Origin of the sequence: Nonlabens agnitus, from assembly GCF_002994045.1 — a bacterium.
Classification (GTDB): domain Bacteria; phylum Bacteroidota; class Bacteroidia; order Flavobacteriales; family Flavobacteriaceae; genus Nonlabens; species Nonlabens agnitus.
Map to the genome: position 1 here is coordinate 1794392 of NZ_MQUC01000003.1, position 18025 is coordinate 1812416.

Below are 18025 nucleotides of genomic sequence, written 5' to 3' on the forward strand. Positions count from 1 at the left end.
GCTTTCGCGAAAGCGTAATCTTTTAATAATTCATTAATTTGACTAAAGTTTGCTTGATTTGGTCCATCTGCTGATTAGATATTTTGCCGATTTTTCTTTTCAAACGCTCCTTTGAAACACTTCGTATTTGAAACACCATGACTTCAGAAGTTTTGCCAAGTCCATTGCTTCTGGTTGGTTCTAGGATCGGATTGCCTTCATAGTATTTCAAGCTGCTTGTTAATGGACAAGTCAAAATGTTTGCAGCGTTTTCATTGATTAGGTTTCCTGAAACAATTACTACAGGACGCCTTCCACCTTGCTCACTACCAACAACAGGATCTAAATAGGCTTCATAAATATCATTCTGTTTCATCCTCGAGATCTTGAAGTTGCTGGAAATAGTCTGCCATACCTTCTTCTGCCATAGCAATCATATCTGGATCTTTACCAGCTCGTTTGTATGATTTAATATAAGCTGCTCGATCCAGCTGCTCCAGGTAAATACTTAGTGCCTTTTCAATAAGCTGGTTTTTAGGAAGTTTTAATTCCTTTGCTTTTTTTGCTAGCTGTTGCAGCAGATCGTCTGGAAGTGATGATGTGAAAGTAGCCATTGTAGAATATTTATATATTGTAAATATAAATCATATTTACAATATATAATCACAATATGAATATCGCCACCGCAATACCTACAAAAACAACAATTTGCGTCCATTTCATCACTGGACCAAACCAGCTGGAAGATCGTATAAATTGTGCCACGCTGCCACCTAAAAAAGCGACTAGGTAAAAGGTGATGAGTGATACGAGCATGAAAATACCTCCTAGAATGTAGATCTGTATCCATTCTTCCATAGCGCCAGGAACTACAAACTGTGGCAGCAAAGCCAAGAAGAATAAAGTCACTTTGGGATTCAACAAATTCATGGTGATCCCTATGCGGTAAAGTTTAAACCAACTTTGATGATTTGTAGTGTTCTCCTCTAAATGAATAGATCCATCCGATTGATAGACTTTATAAGCCAGAAACAGCAAATAAATCGCACCGAAGATTTTAATCATTAAAAGCAGCCACTCGTTATCCTGCAGAATCACGGCAAATCCCAGTGCAACTAATGACGTGTGGAAGATGCAGCCTGTAATTAAACCACTGGCTACGGCAATGCCATACCTAGAGCCTCGAGCCACAGACTGCGTCAGGACAAAAATATTATCGGGTCCAGGCGAGATGGCCAGCAGGAAAGCCGCGAGGGAAAAAGCGATGCAGGATTCTAGCATTGAATTATATTTCTGAGAGATACTGAAAATGAATTCAGCATTATGGCGATTTTTATCACATTGAATTTATTTAAGGGTCTGACGGAGTTTGTCTTAACGTCGATATTCTAATTTAAAATAATCATTTAACCTTCATACATGAAGACGCTGAATAGAGTTCAGCATGACCATACATTGTTACAAACCTTGTCTAATAATTTCCTTATTAATATCACGTACCAAAGCCGGTCCTTCATAAACAAAACCCGTGTACAACTGTACTAGACTTGCGCCTGCTTTTAATTTATCGATCGCGTCTTGTGCGCTCATGATACCGCCTACACCTATGATAGGAAAAGCGCCATTGCTTTTTTGATGCAGAAATGAAACCACTTCCGTCGCGCGATTGGTAAGCGGTGCGCCGCTCAAGCCGCCAGCTTCTTTTTGTAGGTTGAAGTCACTTTTTAGGTCCTTACGCTCAATGGTCGTGTTTGTGGCAATCACGCCGTCGATATTGGTATCTTCAACAATCCCGATAATGTCCATCAATTGATCATTGGTCAGATCTGGAGCTATTTTGAGGAGAATCGGTTTGCGAGCTGGTTTTGCGTTGTTTAGATCTTGCAAGGTTTGCAGGATGTGCGTGAGCGGCTTGCGATCCTGCAACTCCCGCAATCCAGGCGTGTTGGGCGAGCTCACATTGACCGTGAAATAGTCCACGTGATCAAACAACTTATTGAAGCAGATAATGTAGTCGTCCACCGCATTTTCATTAGGTGTGACCTTATTTTTTCCAATGTTGCCACCTATCAGGATGTGGCTTTGACTTCGGTGGCTTCGACTTCGCTCAGCCACCGAAGTCGAAGCCTCCAGATGCTGGTCTCTGAGCGGAGTCGAAGTGACCGAGTTTTGCTTCAATCGCTCTACCGCTGCGTCGACGCCACCGTTATTGAATCCCATTCGGTTAACGATGGCTGCATCGTCCTTAAGTCTAAATAACCGTTGTTTGGGATTTCCTTCCTGGGGTTTTGGCGTGAGCGTTCCTATTTCTATGAATCCAAAACCAAGGTTGGAAAACTCTGCAAATGCTTTGGCATCCTTATCAAATCCCGCAGCCATTCCTACAGGATTCTCAAACTCGAGGCCAAATAGATTTCTTTTTAATGCAGGGTGTTGAAGTTTGTATCGCTTTCGCGAAAGCGAACTAAAACCAGGCACCTTGCTCAATAATTTGATCGCCTTAAATGAAAAGTGGTGCACACCTTCTGGATCAAAGCAAAATAATAGCGGTCGTATGATGGATTTGTACATGGGAAATGGGTTGGTCAAAAATACAATCGTTAGCCGTTTATTCTATATTTTTACGTCTCTTAAAAATGGATAGATATGAGTAAATATGATGTAATCGTTTTGGGTAGTGGTCCTGGAGGCTATGTGACTGCCATTCGCGCTTCCCAACTGGGAATGAAAGTAGCGATCGTAGAGAAAGAAAGTCTAGGTGGTGTGTGTTTGAACTGGGGTTGTATTCCTACCAAAGCGCTTATAAAAAGTGCCGATGTTTTTAATTATTTAAACCATGCCGAAGATTACGGATTGAAAGTCTCTGGCGTTGACAAAGATTTTAATGCGGTTGTGAAACGTTCTCGCGATGTAGCAGAAGGTATGAGCAAAGGCGTGCAGTTTTTGATGAAGAAGAACAAGATCGACGTCATCATGGGTTATGGAACACTCAAAAAAGGAAAGAAAATTGAAGTAAAAGCAGAAGATGGTTCTACCTCTACTGTAGAAGGAAATCATATCATTATTGCTACTGGAGCAAAATCACGTTCTTTACCATCATTACCACAGGATGGTGAAAAAGTCATAGGATATCGCAAGGCCATGACCCTTGAAAAGCAGCCTAAGAAAATGATTATCGTAGGTTCTGGCGCCATAGGCGTTGAGTTTGCTTATTTCTACAACTCCATGGGAACTGAGGTGACTATTGTAGAATATCTAGATCGTATCGTTCCTGTAGAAGATGTTGATGTATCTAAGCAAATGGAGCGCAGCTTCAAGAAAACAGGTATCAATATCATGACCTCTAGTGAGGTAACAGGTGTCGACACCAGCGGCGATGGCGTGAAAGCTACCGTTAAAACTAAAAAAGGAGAAGAAATTCTTGAAGCAGATATTGTTTTAAGTGCCGTTGGTATTGAAACCAACATTAAAAATATAGGACTGGAAGAAGTAGGAATCTCTACAGATCGTGGTAAAGTATTAGTCAACGACTGGTACCAAACCAATATCCCAGGTTATTATGCCATAGGTGACATCACTGCTGGTCCAGCACTGGCTCACGTCGCAAGTGCCGAAGGTATTCTGTGTGTAGAGAAAATCGCTGACATGCACGTGGAGCCATTGGATTATGGGAACATCCCAAGATGTACCTACTCTACTCCAGAGATTGCCAGTGTAGGTCTTACCGAGGCACAAGCTAAGGAAGCTGGATATGATATCAAGGTTGGTAAATTCCCATTTAGCGCGTCAGGTAAGGCAAGTGCTTCTGGAGCCAAGGATGGTTTTGTAAAAGTGATCTTTGATGCCAAGTACGGTGAATGGTTAGGCTGTCACATGATAGGTGCTGGTGTTACTGACATGATTGCCGAGGCGGTCCTAGGTCGTAAACTAGAAACTACCGGTCACGAAGTGCTTAAAGCAGTACATCCACACCCAACCATGAGTGAAGCGGTGATGGAAGCCGTAGCAGATGCTTATGGTGAGGTGATTCACTTGTAGCATTGAGTTGTTAGTAATTAGTAGTTAGTACTAAGACTAAAACGTTGATAATTCAAAACGCCCAGATCCTTGCGGATTCTGGGCTTTTTTTTGGTTTAACGATTGTCACCCTGAATTTATTTCAGGGTCTTATCAATGTTTTGAGCTCAATTTTTTGGGTTCATATGCAATTAATGTAAGGCAAGTGAACTCTAATTGACAAGATGCTGAAACGAGTTCAGCATGACAGTTTAATAAGGAGCTTGCGAAGCGCGAAAAAAGAGATTCACATGATTCTACTCATCTTTTACAGCTTCCAACTGCCACTACCCTATCTCAAATCCTTTTTATAGAAAACCACTTTGACTTGTTCACCTACTTTAAAGCTGGACAGCATACTTATTTCTTTACCGTTACCGTCAGTAATTCTTATTTGGGCGGTGTTGGGTGGATCGGTTCCTTCAGACAGCGCTTTAAGAGTTAAAGTGTTGATCTCTTTATTGAACGTGAGTGGTATTTTAGTTTTCGCCTTGAGCGGTGCATAACTTTCTTTGACCACATTTTCATTCAACATAATGGACATGGCATCGCCATCGACCTTACCGGGATCCCAAATCTCCAGATAGGCGATTTTTGATTCCCAAAAAACATTGAGTGTCTCGCCACCTTTCAGGCCTTGCTGCTTGTTTCCCATAAGCAAAGGATTTTTTGCTAGACGTTGCTTGATACTGTCTGGAACCTTTTTGGACTTTTCTATTCTAGACATCAATTTATCTGCCTTGCGCTCTATTTTTTCATCGCTTTGCATGACCATTTTACCATTAATGCATGGTTGTAGATCATCGTAATAGCTTTTAAAATTACCTTCTATTTTTGCCCTACCATTGAGATTACGCAGCTTGCCTGTAAAATATACGTAGCAAAAATCTAATTCTTTAATAGGTGACTTTGTGTAAACGATATCTACTTCTCTAAATTCAATTGTGTCCTCATTGTCATTATATCTGCCTACAAGTGTATTTTTTGACTCATGTGCGCCATTCAAGTCAGTATACGAAAAGCCTTTGAGCACACCATTTTCTTGGGTAAGTTCAATCTTATACGGGATAAAAGTGCTGTCTTGCAATGCAAGTAATCCTGTATATTCTATTTGCTGTGCTAACGATAAAAAGGAGCCCAACAATAGAAAGAGTGAGGTGAGGTTTTTCATTCAAAAAATTTATATTTGACAAAGATAACTAACTTAACTAACGCTTATGAATTCTAAACTTACTCTTGCCTTGTTGAGCATTTTCATGCTTGTGGGCTCATTTTCTTACGCTTCATTTCCAGTGGAACGTGAAACAATCGTATCTGTCAATGCCGAAACTTCTATTGAAGAAAGCACAACAGTCCTTAGCTCACCGGCAGCTGTAGCTTGGTCAGAAAACCAAACTATCGCTATTTTATTATGGTTCTTTTTAGGAGGATTTGCTGGACACCGCTGGTTCTTGAAGAGCCCATGGTACTGGAACGTGTTATTTATCCTAACCATTGGATTCTTTGTTGTAGGATGGGTTATTGATGGTATTGAAATTATTACAGGAACTTATCCTGGTCTATAATTAGACCTCATAAAATGATAAAACCCGTCTCGGTATCCATCGAGACGGGTTTTTTATTGGAGGCAACTTAATTTACTGATTCCTAAGGTTTACAAAGGATTGAATCGCCAGTTTGTAGCCATCAAGACCAAAACCAGAAACAACTCCAGCCGCATTTTTTGAGATGTAGGAAATGTGCCTAATCTGCTCACGGTCCATGACATTTGAAATATGGATTTCTACCACAGGTGTTTCTATGGATGATACCGCATCTGCTAGTGCTAGTGAAGTGTGCGTATAAGCTCCAGGATTTAGGACAATACCATCGTAGTCTTCTTCCTGCGCCTCATGTAACCTATTGATCAACTCACCTTCTACATTGGATTGGTAGCTGGCCAGTTCAATTTCCTTAAAAAGAAACTGGAGATCTGCAAAGTATTGATCAAACGTCACAGATCCATAAATCTCTGGCTGGCGCTTACCCAGCAGATTGAGATTAGGACCATTGATGATGAGTATTTTCATGATGGAAAGATATTGGTAATTACGCTTTCGCGAAAGCGAAAACAAAAAAAGCAGCTCAAAAGAGCTGCTTTCTATTTTCATGGTTTATTGCTGACTAGAACTTGTATCCTAGGTTGATAGAAAATACTTGGTTAGTAACGTCGTCACTAAAAGTATCGTCGTCGTTATAAATATTGGTTACACCTACCATATATCTACCGCCTAGAGACAAACCTTCTAGGGTTGTTCCTTCTCTGAACTTGTAAGTTAAACCACCACCAACGCTTAGATCGATCGTCTCTGCTTCAAAGTCTGCAGTTGATCCTTCAAATATGCCGCTATCAACTTCAACCTCATCTTTTACGTTAAATCCTATTTGTGGACCTGCATCAATAGAGAAACCAGAACCGCCTAAGTAGAACTTAGCTAAAACCGGTACGTTGATGTAATCTAATTTAAGCTTTGCTCCATCAAGATCCGCACCTTGTTGAGAGTAAATAGCTCCTACTAAAAGACCAAAACTTGGACCAAATTTATACTCTCCAGTAATACCTACATTGATACCATTACGAGCATCGACATCATCCACGTCGTCACCTTGAAGGTTTGCGGCATTGTACCCTACTTGTACACCAAAATCAATTTCCTGTGCCTGGGCAAAGCCTATGGATCCTAACGCGATTACTGCAATTGCTAATACTTTTTTCATGATAGTTTGTTTAAAGTTTATAGTGCAATATTATTTCCTTCCTTAAACGTAATATCATAACGAATTATCAAATTATAGAGCCGATTGTTAAAGAATCAACAAAAAAAAGATATTTTAAAGGTACTTATTCATAATCAGCAGTTTAGGATTCTTCGTACGGTGTGGCATGAGATCAAAGCAATAATTACCGACCTTTAACCCATGAACTGGGAAAAGCACATCCATGATTTCGAGTTGTACCTCAAGCTAGAACGTGGCTTATCTATCAACACGATAATAGCCTATGTTAGCGACCTTCATAAGCTTGCAGACTGGGTGAAAGAAGAAGAGCTACTAAAAAGTCCTATAACATTAGACACAAGTGATGTCAAGGATTATATACATCACATCGCTGGTTCGGTCAAGCCTACCACTCAAGCCAGAACCTTAAGCAGTCTCAAAGGCTTTTTCAATTATATACAAATGGAAGATTACCGTATGGATAATCCCACCGAAGTTATTGAAACACCACGGACAGGCCGGCGATTGCCTGACACCTTAAGCGTTATGGAAATAGACCGTTTGATCAATGCCATCGATCGATCCACACCACATGGTGAGCGCAACCGTGCTATTCTAGAAACGCTCTATGCATGTGGTTTGCGCGTTTCAGAACTTACTGCTTTGAAGATAAGCGATCTCTATTTTGAAGAAGGCGTCATACTGGTTACCGGTAAAGGCGATAAGCAACGCTACGTTCCCATAGGCGACGCAACCATTTCTATAATTAACGACTATATCGAGCTCATACGCAGTCATGTGCCAGTGCAACCTAAACATACCGACACTTTGTTTCTCAATCGGCGTGGTAACGGCCTGACAAGGGCGATGATTTTCACGATTATTAAGGACCTTAAGATAATCGCCGGAATCAAGAAAAAGATAAGTCCGCATACCTTTAGGCATTCTTTTGCGACACATTTGTTGGAAAACGGTGCAGACTTAAGGTCCATACAGGCCATGCTGGGCCACGAGAGCATCACCACCACAGAGATTTATGTCCATGTGAATCGTACCTATTTAAAGGAAGTGCTGGAAAAATTCCATCCGCGAGCTAGTTATTAAAGTTGTGTCAAAGTAAGGCAGTTGTTTTGAGTTCGCTTTCGCGAAAGCGTAACTTTCAAAAAAAACAACATGAAAACTTTAAAATTTAGAAATGGCGACGAGCTTGACGCTATAGGACTAGGAACTTGGAAATCTGATGACGAGAAGGTAAAAAACGCCATCAAAATCGCTTTAAACAATGGATACCGTCACATTGATTGCGCCGCGACCTATGGTAATGAAGCTGCGATAGGTGAAGCGTTTAACGAAGTGTTTTCTGAAGGGAAAATCAAAAGAGAAGATGTGTGGATCACTTCAAAATTGTGGAACAACGCACACTTGCCTAAAGATGTAAAGCCAGCGCTAGAGAAGACACTTAAGGATCTACAGCTGGATTACTTGGATCTTTATTTGATCCACTGGCCTGTGGCTTTTAAACCAGACGTTAGTAATCCATCTGGACCAGAAGATTATTTGACGCCAGAAGAAGCACCTATCATCGACACCTGGAATGCTATGATTGAACTCAAAAAAGCGGGTCTTACCAAGCATATAGGAGTCTCCAACTTTTCAGTAAAAAAATTAAAGGACTTGATTTCCAAAACAGATGACGTTCCTGAAATGAATCAGGTAGAACTGCATCCACTATTGCAGCAAGATGACTTATTTGAATACTGCAGCAAGAATGGAATAAACATGACTGCTTATTCACCATTGGGTAGTGGCGACAGATCTGACGGAATGAAACAGGACGATGAGCCTAACATGATGGAACTGGAGACCGTTCAAGCTCTAGCGAAAAAACACAATGTCGAACCTGGACAGATTCTTATCGCCTGGTCTCACCAAAGAGGTACAGCGGTGATACCTAAATCTACTAGTGAAGGCCACATCAAATCCAACATAGCGTCTGCCGCAGTGAACTTTGACGAGCAAGATCTTAAAGATCTCGCAAGCCTTGACAGACACTACCGTTATGTCACTGGTAAGTTCTTTGAAGTTCCAGAAAAAGGTTATGACAATATATATGATGAGTAAAAATATACCCTTTATGGGGTATTGATTTGCTTGATGTTCCTTCTGATATTTGGAATGTCTATTAAAGTTATTAGGGGTAATATTTTATAGACAGCGTTAAGAGTCAATCAGCTCAAGCACCCGTAAGGATGTGTGATTGGAACTTAGCAAAAGTTTCTGATCTTAGGGACATTAGAAACAAAAAAAGCCGCTCATATCGAGCGGCTTTTGCTATTTATAACATTAAGGTTACTTAGCGATATTCACCGCTCTTGTTTCTCTAATAACAGTCACTTTCACTTGACCAGGATAGGTCATATCGGTTTGAATTTTTTGGGAAATCTCAAAGGATAACTGCGCCGCCCTATCATCTGAAATCTTTTCACTTTCCACCATCACTCTCAATTCTCTTCCTGCTTGAATGGCATAAGCCTTTTCCACACCTCCAAAACCGAAGGCAATATCTTCTAGATCCTTAAGACGCTGTATGTATGAATCCAGTACCTGTCTTCTAGCTCCTGGACGCGCACCGCTTATCGCATCACAAACCTGAATGATAGGTGATAATAACGAGGTCATCTCAATCTCATCATGGTGTGCACCTATCGCATTACAAACCTCTGGTTTTTCACCATGCTTTTCTGCGAGCTTCATTCCTAAAATAGCGTGTGGTGTCTCGTCTTCCGTTTCTGGAACCTTACCTATATCGTGTAAGAGACCAGCACGTTTAGCAAGCTTAGCATTCAAGCCTAGTTCTGCAGCCATGGTACCACACAATTTTGCTACTTCTCTACTGTGCTGTAGAAGATTCTGACCGTAGGAAGATCTGTACTTCATTCTACCTACCATTTTTATAAGCTCTGGATGCAGACCGTGGATTCCTAAATCGATAACGGTTCTTTTACCTACCTCAGCAATTTCTTGATCGATTTGCTTTCTAGTTTTGCTCACCACTTCTTCAATTCGTGCCGGGTGAATTCGTCCATCTGTTACCAGTTTGTGTAATGACAATCGTGCTACTTCACGGCGCACGCTATCAAAGCAACTTAAGATAATAGCATCTGGAGTGTCATCAACAATGATCTCTACTCCTGTGGCAGCTTCAATAGCTCGTATGTTACGACCTTCACGGCCTATGATACGTCCCTTGACATCGTCACTTTCCAGATTAAAAACTGAAACACAGTTTTCAACGGCTTCTTCAGTACCTATTCTTTGGATCGTATTGATGATCACTTTACGCGCTTCTTGTTGGGCTGTTAGTTTTGCTTCTTCAATCGTGTCTTGAATGATAGACATTGCCTCAGTTCTAGCTTTGTCCTTGAGAGATTCTACCAATTGTTTTTTAGCATCGTCGCCAGAGATACCACTTATGACTTCGAGTTGCTTGATTTGCTGCTCATGAAGTTTCTCCACTTCTTCCTGCTTTTTGGAAAAAGCTTCACGCTTCTCGTCAAGGTCCTTGATTTTGCTATCAAGACTCTGGCTTAAACGTTTTGTTTGCGCTAGCTCATTAGATACTTTGGACTCTTTGTCTTTGGTTCGCTTTTCAGCATCGCTCATTTTTTTCTCACGCTGCATGATTTCCTTTTCATGCTGTGATTTGAGCTCTATGAATTTTTCCTTGGCGCGATAGGTTTTCTCAGACTTGATCTTTTCACCTTTCGCCTCGGCTTCCTTGATGATGGACTCGGCGTCCTTTTTTGCATCAATGATGAGTTGCGAGGCTTTACCTTTCTCGACTTTTGCCTTGGCTATGAAGAAGCCTATGGCGAGTCCTATTATAAGTGCGACAATCGCCGCTATAATCACTATTGTTGTATCCATTGGTTGTTATATATAAAAAAACCTGCACGAGTTTCGGTTTTGTCTGAACTCCCTAAATAAAGTTTAAAGCTAACTGGCTGATCAAGGATCCGGCTCTAGGCACGGCTTGCTTTTACAACCACGACTCACTTTTTTTAAAGAATTAAGTGTTGAGTTCACCAAAAAATGAAACAAGTGCAGGTAGTAACTGTTTATTTAAAGAACGTTTATGACAAGTGTTGGTTCAATAATTGTTCCAGTATCTGTAAACGATCCTGGACTTCTTCATTATCATCACTCTTATCGATAGTATGTTGCTCAGATCTTGCTGCAAACTGCAGCGCACACATGGCAAGGACATCTTGCTTGTCACGCACGGCATAGCTTTGTTCCAGTTGCTTGATCATCGCCTGGATATTTTTTGCCGCCTTGCGCAAACCTTCTTCTCGAGAAGGGTCAATCGTCAAAGGATAGACTCTATCTGCAATCGATATCTTAATCTTGAGTTTACCTTCCAACCTATGCTAATTGTGCAATACATTGATCTATTTCACGGACCAGTGCATTGATCTTGAGTTTTGTTTTTGTTTTGTAATCATCACTACCTAGCATCGCATTTGCCGTTTTAAGCATAACGATCGTCTCATTGCCTTCTTGAATGGCCTCTTGCGCGACCTCTAGCTGCTTTTTAAATCCTTCAATAGACTCTTGTTTAGAATCTAATTCCTTTTTCAACCTTTGATTTTCAATGATTAAGGCTTTGACCTTAAGCTCTATCTGATCAATGCGGTTTAAAAGGGTGGACATTGGGCAAAATTAATGCGGTTCCAACAAAATTAACTTTCCACACAGACAAATCAAATATTTATGGAACAAAGTTTGAAAACCTTTTTGCGATCAACATTCCTAACCATATATTTAGAAGATGCAAACAAAATATATCTGTTTCCTGTTACTGGGATTATTTATAGTTCGCTTTGGCGAAAGCCAAACTACAAAAGAGCTTCCACAGGATTATTTCCATCATCCTCTGGACATCAAACTTATTCTAAGCGGTACGTTTGGTGAGCTGCGTTCCAACCATTTTCACAGTGGTCTGGATATCAAAACCAACCAAAGAACAGGCGCTAACGTTCATGCCGCTGCAGCTGGCTATGTGAGTCGCATCAAGATAGAGCACTATGGTTATGGAAAGGCGCTATACGTCACGCACCCTAATGGCTATACTACCGTGTATGCTCACCTTGAAAAATTTAGCCCAAGAATTGAAGAATACGTGAAGGCAAGACAATATGCCCAAGAAAGTTATGAGATCCAACTGTATCCAGACGATCTGGAATTGCGAGTAGATCAGGATGAGATCATTGCCTACAGCGGTAATTCTGGCGGTAGCGGTGGACCACACCTTCACTTTGAAATACGCGATGGAGCAGCACGCCCCATGAATCCCATGCTTTTTGGAATCGATATTCCAGACTCCAGAAACCCCTTAGTGAAACAAGTCAAAGCTTATCCACTAGATGCAGAGTCAACCGTAAATGGAAAAAATGAGGCGCAATTACTTCGTGTGGTTCCCTTACAGGATGGTAAATTCAAAGTGGAACCTTTTTCAGCATACGGAAACATTGGAATGGGCGTCAATACTAATGACCGACTGGATGGAGCCAACAATCAAAATGGTGTCTATACCATAAAAACCTACTTTAATGGTAGTCCACATTTTAAAATGACGTTTGATAAATTTTCTTTTGATGAAACCCGATACATCAATCAAATGATTGATTTTGAACATTTCAAAAAAAGTAAGAGCCGTATTTCTAGACTATATATTCCAGATGGTAGCCCGCTTAGTCTTTACGGCGATGTCAACAATCAAGGAAAGTTACAGCTTTTTGATCCTGGATCCACTCATGTTTATAAAGTCAATATCACAGATTTTAAAGGCAACGACAGCGAGATCGTGATGGACATTACCAACGAGTCCAAATTAGAAAACCTGCAAGTTGATAGCCCAAAAGACGCTACTTTGATACCACACAATGAGACTTATACTACAACTTTAGGAGCTTTCACGCTTACCATCCCTCAAGGGTCGCTTTATGAGGATACTTTTTTGAACATCAAACAGAACTCTGACACGCTTAAAGTTCATGAGGACATCGTGCCGTTGCATAAAAACATGGTGATCAATTATGACATGAGCAGCAAACAAGATGAGGATCGCGACAAATATTTTATCGCGAGGACTACTTCTTGGGGTGCTGCCTACTACACTCCTTCACGTTTGAAAGGAAACACATTAACTGCGTTTACTAAAACCCTAGGGACTTACGCAATTAGCAAGGATACCAAAGATCCTACCATCGCACCCGTCAATTTCAAGGATGGACAATGGATCAGTAAAAACCAAACGCTCAAATTAAAGATTAACGATAAAGATACGGGCGTCCAGGCCTATCGTGCGACGGTGAATGGTAAATTCATTTTGATGGAATACGATTACAAAACAGACCTATTGACACATTATTTTGAAGATGGCGTCGTTACAGACACTGATAATGAGCTGGTGGTCATCGTCACGGACAATGTGGGAAATAGCAGTAAATTTGAAGCTACATTTCACCGCAAGGAATAATCGACCACATTGAAATACTTCATCCTTCTACTTTTTATGATGACCGCTTCCATGGCTGCTCACGCCCAACAAGCGACCATTCAAGGTATCATACTTAACGAGCAACAGCAACCCATAGCAAATGTCAATGTAAATGTTCAAGGCACCACGATAGGTACCGTAAGCAACATCAACGGTTATTATGAGATCAAGGTTGAAGCCAATACCTCTATAAACCTGAGGTTCTCAAGCGTCTCCTACAGCTCTTTGACGATCCAACAACTCCTGCTGAAAAGTGGTGAGATTCTGGAGATCAACCCTGTCATGAAAGTTGCGGTAGAACAAATAGGAACGGTTGTCGTTAGTGCGACCACAGACCGCCAGTTTAGCGGTGTGACCACAATGGATCCACAAATGATCAGAAGAATCCCAGGCGCCCAACCTGGTGTGGAAAACATCTTGCTATCGCTACCAGGTGTGAATAACAACAATGAGCTAAGCACTCAATACGCCGTGCGAGGTGGAAATTATGATGAGAACCTCATCTACATCAATGAAATCGAAGTGTATCGTCCGTTTTTGATACGTAGCGGCCAGCAGGAAGGCCTGAGCGTTGTCAATACAGATCTGGTGCGCAGTGTTGATTTTTCAGCTGGTGGTTTTCAGGCAAAATATGGTGACAAGCTCAGTTCGGTTTTGGATCTGGAATACCGCAGGCCTACAGATTTTGCCGCTGGCATAGACGCCAGTTTGTTGGGAGCAAATGCGTTTGTTGAGGGAACCGCTTTCGCGAAAGCGATGACCGCAACAGCTGGATTGCGATATAGAGACAACAGTCTTTTCATCAACTCTAGGGAAACCGTAGCCAATGCAGTTCCTAGATTTTTCGATGCGCAGACCTACATCACCTATCGAGTCAATCCCAAATTTGAACTGGGCTTTTTAGGAAACATCGCAATCAACAGTTATGATTTTGAGCCACGTGACCGACAGACAAATTTTGGAACTATCCAAGAACCTGTTGCGGTGGTGATTGATTATCAAGGCCAGGAAGAAGATCAATACGAGACGTATTTTGGCGCTTTAAAAGCAAGTTATGATGTGAATGACCAGCTTAATTTAAGACTCATTTCAAGCGTCTATCATACGCAGGAACAAGAGCATTATGACATTCTCGCCCAGTATGGTTTAGGTAGTCCCAATACAGATATAGGCAGTCGTGATTTTGGACAGGTGGATTTTGTCACCGGTATAGGGTCAGAACTGGAACATGGCCGTAATGATCTGGACGCTTTGATCGCTACCCTTGAACATCGTGGAACATTCGTTTTTAAAAAAGAAGGCAACTCTAACGACCAGCTGGATTGGGGCATTAAAGCCAATGTGGAAGACATTAGGGATCGCGTGCGAGAATATACGGTTGTTGATAGTGCTGGGTTTAATGTGCGTCCACCTGAAGGTAACCTGAGAAATGATGAGCCATACACGCCTTTTACCGCGCCTCTAGTACCGTTCACCTCTATCAATGCAGATAATGAAGTGAAGGTTTCTCGTATCCAGGGTTTTGCTCAATATAGCAGCCGCGGTTACTGGGGAAATAGTGAAATCTTCTGGAACCTAGGCGCACGCTTTCACAATTGGACAGTTAATGGTGATACCTTTGAAGACTCCAATCAAACCGTTTTTTCACCTCGTGGACAGTTTGCCATCAAACCCTACTGGGAAGAAACGGACATGCTTTTTAGAATCTCTACTGGAGTCTATCACCAGCCACCTTTTTACCGAGAATTACGTGATGAGGATGGAAGCGTCAACCCAGATGTAAAAGCCCAGCAATCCATACATTTTGTGGTTGGGAACGACTGGAGTTTCCAGTGGAATGACAGGCCTTTCAAGCTGACTAGTGAAGCATATTATAAAAATCTAAGCGACGTCAACACTTACACGCTGGAAAATGTGAGAATACGTTATCGAGCAAACAATAATGCCAAAGCCTATGCATACGGTCTGGACTTGAGACTTAACGGTGAATTCATCAAAGGAACCGAAAGCTGGATTAGTGCTGGCTATCTTAAAACAGAAGAGAACCTCAACAACCGCGGATTCATTTCCAGACCAACAGACCAACGTCTCAAATTTGCCATGCTATTTCAGGATTATGTACCTAATTTACCACAACTACGCATGTATTTGAACTTGGTTTACAATACAGGTCTTCCTGGCGGCTCACCTAATTATGCAGATCCCTATGATTTTCAGTTTAGATTGCGGGATTATCGTCGAGCAGACTTGGGTATCAATTATGTATTCAAGGATGACAATAATAACAGCAAGACTTTTGCCAATTTTGATGAGTTCTACATAGGTGCCGAGATCTACAACATCTTTGATAACCAGAACAGCATCACAAATATCTGGGTCAGAGACATTGCCACTAGCAGGCAGATCGCGATCCCAAACTTCTTGACGCCACGAGTGCTTAACTTTAGAGTGGTGGCTAGGTTTTAATTATTGGCAGTGTCCAGATACTCCTTCAAAACATCTACCACATAATCCAATTCTTCTTTGGTATTATAGATAGAGAAGCTAAATCTTAAACTAGGTTTGTCCAGATCTTCCTCATTCAAAATTTGAGACAGGACGTGAGAGCCTTTTTGACTACCGCTTTGACAAGCGCTACCTTTAGAACATGCAATTCCTTTAAGATCCAGAGTGAACAACAGCATTGCAGCTTTTTCGACTGGACATGGCAGGCAAACGTTCAATAGCGTGTAGGTGGAGTTATCACCATCGGCACATTTACCGTTGAATTTGACGCCATCAATTTTCGCCTCGAGCGAATTTTTAAAATAATCTTTTAAGTCCTTGATGTAGGCTCGATCCTTTTCAAGGTTTTCGTATGCCAATTGCATGGCTAAATCCATGCCTACAATATTGTGAACACTTTCAGTTCCTGCCCTGATGCCACGTTCTTGTGAACCACCTAGGATTAAGGGCTTCAAGCCAGTTCCCTTTCTTATGAAGGCAAACCCAACGCCCTTAGGGCCATGAAATTTATGGGCGCTTACCGCGGTAAAATCCACGGGAAGTTCCGCAAGATCCATCTCGTAGTGACCTATGGATTGAACGCAATCGCTGTGAAATAGGGCCTTGTATTTACGACACAGGCCACCCACACGTTCTATGTCGAGCCTATTGCCTATCTCATTATTGATGTGCATTAAGGAAACCAAGGTTTTCTTATCAGACTCTTGAAGCAGTTGCTCTAGATGGTAATAATCTGGTGTGCCGCATTCTTTCAATTTTACGTACTTTACCTCGATCCCGTATTTATCCCGACAGTAATCCACAATATATACTACTGCGTGGTGCTCGATGCCTGTAGTAATAATGCGTTTGACATCTAGATCTCTAACGCAGCTGTGTATGGCGAGATTATCAGCCTCTGTACCACCAGAGGTGAAAATAATTTCGGCAGCAGTGACGTTTAATTGCTTTGCAATATTCTTGCGAGCGGTCTCTATCAAAGATTTAGCGCTGCGTCCATAGCTATGTGTTGAACTGGGATTGCCAGGCACGTTTGACAAAACCTCGGTCATGCGAGACACCACTTCTGGTCGCAATTGCGTGGTCGCTGCATTATCTAGATATACTTGCTTCATACGGCAAAAATAAAATTTTAGGAAACAATAAAGCACATGATCATATTATATTGATATACTACCTTTGGAATATGAAGAATATATACTGTTTTTTACTGCTGCTAGCGCTGGTGTCCTGCGATGATGGTGAAATTATTGTTGAAGATCTTTCTTTTCAAGGCATTGACGTTGAGGCTTGCCTACCAGAAACAGATACAGGTACAGATACAGACTCTAGAACCTATCTTTTTTACAAAGTAGATAACAATAGTTTTGAAAGTTTGAGCGTGGAGCTTACTACTGATATAAACTTACTGGATATAGATGGCTCCTACACTGGTTTTGGAATAGGTAATATGAACCGTGTAGAATATAGAAAATACAACGCAGCACCTGGCGATGATTATTTTTGTAGCCTGCTGCCGCCAGCAACACCTACTGTTATTGATGCTCTTATTTCAAGATCTGGAGAGGTGAATTTGATTGCCTCTAACCAAAACCTAACATCCACAGCGGCCCTTAATAACGACGAGGAAGAAGGTCTTGATAGCGATCTGGATGGCATCCCTAATTATCTAGAACCATCCGGTCAAGACACTGACGGCGATGGGTTGCCGGATAAAATTGATGCAGACGATGATGGTGATAATATTCCAACTATCGATGAAGGCGTGGTACTTGAAAATGATGGTACCATCTCTTTAACCCAGAGTCGTGATACAGACGGCGATGGTATTCCCGATTATCTAGACAATGATGATGATAACGATGGTGTTTTAACCATTCAAGAAGATGCTAATCGTGATCTTGATCCTATTAATGACATCACTAACGGCAGGCCAGATTATCTAAATCCTGAGGTTGCCACTGCCGTCTCACCCGCCATAGATATTTTTATACCGCACAGCTATCAAAGAATTTCTGTGGTTGAGATTGAAATACCTAACCTAACTTTAGTAAGAGGAGAAGAAACCATTGTTTTTGACAACTTTGATCAAATCAGAAACTTTGGAACATACATTAGACCACAGAGACAGGTTACCGTCACTCCAGCCTTTGTAGAACAGTAAAT

18 protein-coding genes and 1 other RNA gene are annotated in these 18025 nt (G+C 41.4%); 7 read left to right on the plus strand and 12 right to left on the minus strand.

All coding sequences use genetic code 11. The features are described 5' to 3' along the window. Window positions 1-22: 22 nt before the first annotated feature. The 4 genes from BST86_RS08270 to BST86_RS08285 form a co-directional block, all read right to left on the minus strand. Window positions 23-355: a type II toxin-antitoxin system PemK/MazF family toxin gene (locus BST86_RS08270; protein ID WP_105982857.1), complete on the minus strand. Its 333-nt coding sequence runs from the start codon at window positions 353-355 to the stop codon at window positions 23-25. Then, window positions 342-593 carry a ribbon-helix-helix protein, CopG family gene (locus BST86_RS08275; protein ID WP_105982858.1) on the minus strand — a complete coding sequence of 84 codons (252 nt, stop codon included), beginning with the start codon at window positions 591-593 and terminating at the stop codon, window positions 342-344. Before BST86_RS08275 ends, BST86_RS08270 begins: the two co-directional genes overlap by 14 nt. A gap of 49 nt (window positions 594-642) precedes the next feature. Beyond that, entirely contained in the window at window positions 643-1260 is a 618-nt protein-coding gene (locus BST86_RS08280; protein ID WP_105982859.1) for a LysE family translocator, read from the minus strand. A gap of 177 nt (window positions 1261-1437) precedes the next feature. Further along, on the minus strand, window positions 1438-2550 hold the full coding sequence (locus BST86_RS08285; RefSeq protein ID WP_105982860.1) for a quinone-dependent dihydroorotate dehydrogenase: 1113 nt from the start codon (window positions 2548-2550) through the stop codon (window positions 1438-1440). Between the two features lie 75 nt (window positions 2551-2625). Between BST86_RS08285 and lpdA the strand changes: the two genes are divergently transcribed. Beyond that, window positions 2626-4017 (plus strand): dihydrolipoyl dehydrogenase, encoded by a 1392-nt coding sequence (lpdA, locus tag BST86_RS08290; RefSeq protein ID WP_105982861.1) that lies wholly within the window; start codon window positions 2626-2628, stop codon window positions 4015-4017. Window positions 4018-4327: 310 nt separating this feature from the next. Here lpdA and BST86_RS08295 read toward each other — a convergent pair whose 3' ends face one another. After that, window positions 4328-5206, minus strand: a complete 879-nt coding sequence (locus BST86_RS08295) for a hypothetical protein (protein WP_105982862.1) — start codon at window positions 5204-5206, stop codon at window positions 4328-4330. Between the two features lie 46 nt (window positions 5207-5252). Here BST86_RS08295 and BST86_RS08300 point away from each other — a divergent pair, with 46 nt between their 5' ends. Beyond that, window positions 5253-5600, plus strand: coding sequence for a TM2 domain-containing protein (locus tag BST86_RS08300; RefSeq protein WP_105982863.1), 348 nt, complete (start codon window positions 5253-5255; stop codon window positions 5598-5600). Between the two features lie 72 nt (window positions 5601-5672). On the opposite strand, the gene aroQ is transcribed toward BST86_RS08300, so the two are convergent. Together aroQ and BST86_RS08310 are read right to left on the minus strand one after the other, a co-directional pair. Further along, window positions 5673-6104, minus strand: coding sequence for a type II 3-dehydroquinate dehydratase (gene aroQ, locus BST86_RS08305; RefSeq protein WP_105983982.1), 432 nt, complete (start codon window positions 6102-6104; stop codon window positions 5673-5675). A gap of 94 nt (window positions 6105-6198) precedes the next feature. After that, complete coding sequence (locus BST86_RS08310; protein ID WP_105982864.1) at window positions 6199-6792, minus strand: porin family protein; 594 nt, start codon at window positions 6790-6792, stop codon at window positions 6199-6201. Between the two features lie 201 nt (window positions 6793-6993). Here BST86_RS08310 and xerD point away from each other — a divergent pair, with 201 nt between their 5' ends. Next, window positions 6994-7896 (plus strand): site-specific tyrosine recombinase XerD, encoded by a 903-nt coding sequence (gene xerD / locus BST86_RS08315; protein ID WP_105982865.1) that lies wholly within the window; start codon window positions 6994-6996, stop codon window positions 7894-7896. Window positions 7897-7965: 69 nt separating this feature from the next. Further along, window positions 7966-8913 (plus strand): aldo/keto reductase, encoded by a 948-nt coding sequence (locus BST86_RS08320; RefSeq protein ID WP_105982866.1) that lies wholly within the window; start codon window positions 7966-7968, stop codon window positions 8911-8913. 228 nt (window positions 8914-9141) lie between these two features. Here the strand turns inward: BST86_RS08320 and rny are convergent, their stop codons facing one another. The 4 genes from rny to BST86_RS08340 all read right to left on the minus strand — a co-directional run bounded on the left by rny (window position 9142) and on the right by BST86_RS08340 (window position 11505). Beyond that, entirely contained in the window at window positions 9142-10719 is a 1578-nt protein-coding gene (gene rny / locus BST86_RS08325; RefSeq protein WP_105982867.1) for a ribonuclease Y, read from the minus strand. A 45-nt stretch (window positions 10720-10764) separates the two neighbouring features. After that, window positions 10765-10874, minus strand: a non-coding RNA gene (ssrS, locus tag BST86_RS08330) — 6S RNA. A 51-nt stretch (window positions 10875-10925) separates the two neighbouring features. After that, entirely contained in the window at window positions 10926-11216 is a 291-nt protein-coding gene (locus tag BST86_RS08335; RefSeq protein ID WP_055413405.1) for a cell division protein ZapA, read from the minus strand. 1 nt (window position 11217) lies between these two features. Continuing rightward, on the minus strand, window positions 11218-11505 hold the full coding sequence (locus BST86_RS08340) for a hypothetical protein (RefSeq protein WP_105982868.1): 288 nt from the start codon (window positions 11503-11505) through the stop codon (window positions 11218-11220). A 118-nt stretch (window positions 11506-11623) separates the two neighbouring features. Between BST86_RS08340 and BST86_RS08345 the strand changes: the two genes are divergently transcribed. Continuing rightward, on the plus strand, window positions 11624-13333 hold the full coding sequence (locus BST86_RS08345) for a M23 family metallopeptidase (RefSeq protein ID WP_105982869.1): 1710 nt from the start codon (window positions 11624-11626) through the stop codon (window positions 13331-13333). A gap of 9 nt (window positions 13334-13342) precedes the next feature. Beyond that, the gene (locus tag BST86_RS08350; RefSeq protein WP_317046537.1) at window positions 13343-15820 is read left to right on the plus strand and encodes a TonB-dependent receptor; all 2478 of its coding nucleotides are present in this window, start codon (window positions 13343-13345) and stop codon (window positions 15818-15820) included. Here BST86_RS08350 and BST86_RS08355 read toward each other — a convergent pair. Next, the gene (locus tag BST86_RS08355) at window positions 15817-16974 is read right to left on the minus strand and encodes a cysteine desulfurase family protein (protein WP_105982871.1); all 1158 of its coding nucleotides are present in this window, start codon (window positions 16972-16974) and stop codon (window positions 15817-15819) included. The genes BST86_RS08350 and BST86_RS08355 overlap by 4 nt on opposite strands. Before the next feature lie 71 nt (window positions 16975-17045). Here BST86_RS08355 and BST86_RS08360 point away from each other — a divergent pair, with 71 nt between their 5' ends. Further along, entirely contained in the window at window positions 17046-18023 is a 978-nt protein-coding gene (locus BST86_RS08360; protein WP_105982872.1) for a hypothetical protein, read from the plus strand. Window positions 18024-18025 lie beyond the last annotated feature (2 nt).

Bases quoted from the DNA above. Each gene is read 5' to 3' on its own strand.
- lpdA (WP_105982861.1), top strand. From the start codon at position 2,626: ATGAGTAAATATGATGTAATCGTTTTGGGTAGTGGTCCTGGAGGCTAT.
- rny (WP_105982867.1), bottom strand. From the start codon at position 10,719: ATGGATACAACAATAGTGATTATAGCGGCGATTGTCGCACTTATAATA.
- BST86_RS08300 (WP_105982863.1), top strand. From the start codon at position 5,253: ATGAATTCTAAACTTACTCTTGCCTTGTTGAGCATTTTCATGCTTGTG.
- BST86_RS08295 (WP_105982862.1), bottom strand. From the start codon at position 5,206: ATGAAAAACCTCACCTCACTCTTTCTATTGTTGGGCTCCTTTTTATCG.
- BST86_RS08345 (WP_105982869.1), top strand. From the start codon at position 11,624: ATGCAAACAAAATATATCTGTTTCCTGTTACTGGGATTATTTATAGTT.
- BST86_RS08280 (WP_105982859.1), bottom strand. From the start codon at position 1,260: ATGCTAGAATCCTGCATCGCTTTTTCCCTCGCGGCTTTCCTGCTGGCC.
- xerD (WP_105982865.1), top strand. From the start codon at position 6,994: ATGAACTGGGAAAAGCACATCCATGATTTCGAGTTGTACCTCAAGCTA.
- BST86_RS08310 (WP_105982864.1), bottom strand. From the start codon at position 6,792: ATGAAAAAAGTATTAGCAATTGCAGTAATCGCGTTAGGATCCATAGGC.
- aroQ (WP_105983982.1), bottom strand. From the start codon at position 6,104: ATGAAAATACTCATCATCAATGGTCCTAATCTCAATCTGCTGGGTAAG.
- BST86_RS08360 (WP_105982872.1), top strand. From the start codon at position 17,046: ATGAAGAATATATACTGTTTTTTACTGCTGCTAGCGCTGGTGTCCTGC.
- BST86_RS08320 (WP_105982866.1), top strand. From the start codon at position 7,966: ATGAAAACTTTAAAATTTAGAAATGGCGACGAGCTTGACGCTATAGGA.
- BST86_RS08340 (WP_105982868.1), bottom strand. From the start codon at position 11,505: ATGTCCACCCTTTTAAACCGCATTGATCAGATAGAGCTTAAGGTCAAA.
- BST86_RS08275 (WP_105982858.1), bottom strand. From the start codon at position 593: ATGGCTACTTTCACATCATCACTTCCAGACGATCTGCTGCAACAGCTA.
- BST86_RS08355 (WP_105982871.1), bottom strand. From the start codon at position 16,974: ATGAAGCAAGTATATCTAGATAATGCAGCGACCACGCAATTGCGACCA.
- BST86_RS08285 (WP_105982860.1), bottom strand. From the start codon at position 2,550: ATGTACAAATCCATCATACGACCGCTATTATTTTGCTTTGATCCAGAA.
- BST86_RS08270 (WP_105982857.1), bottom strand. From the start codon at position 355: ATGAAACAGAATGATATTTATGAAGCCTATTTAGATCCTGTTGTTGGT.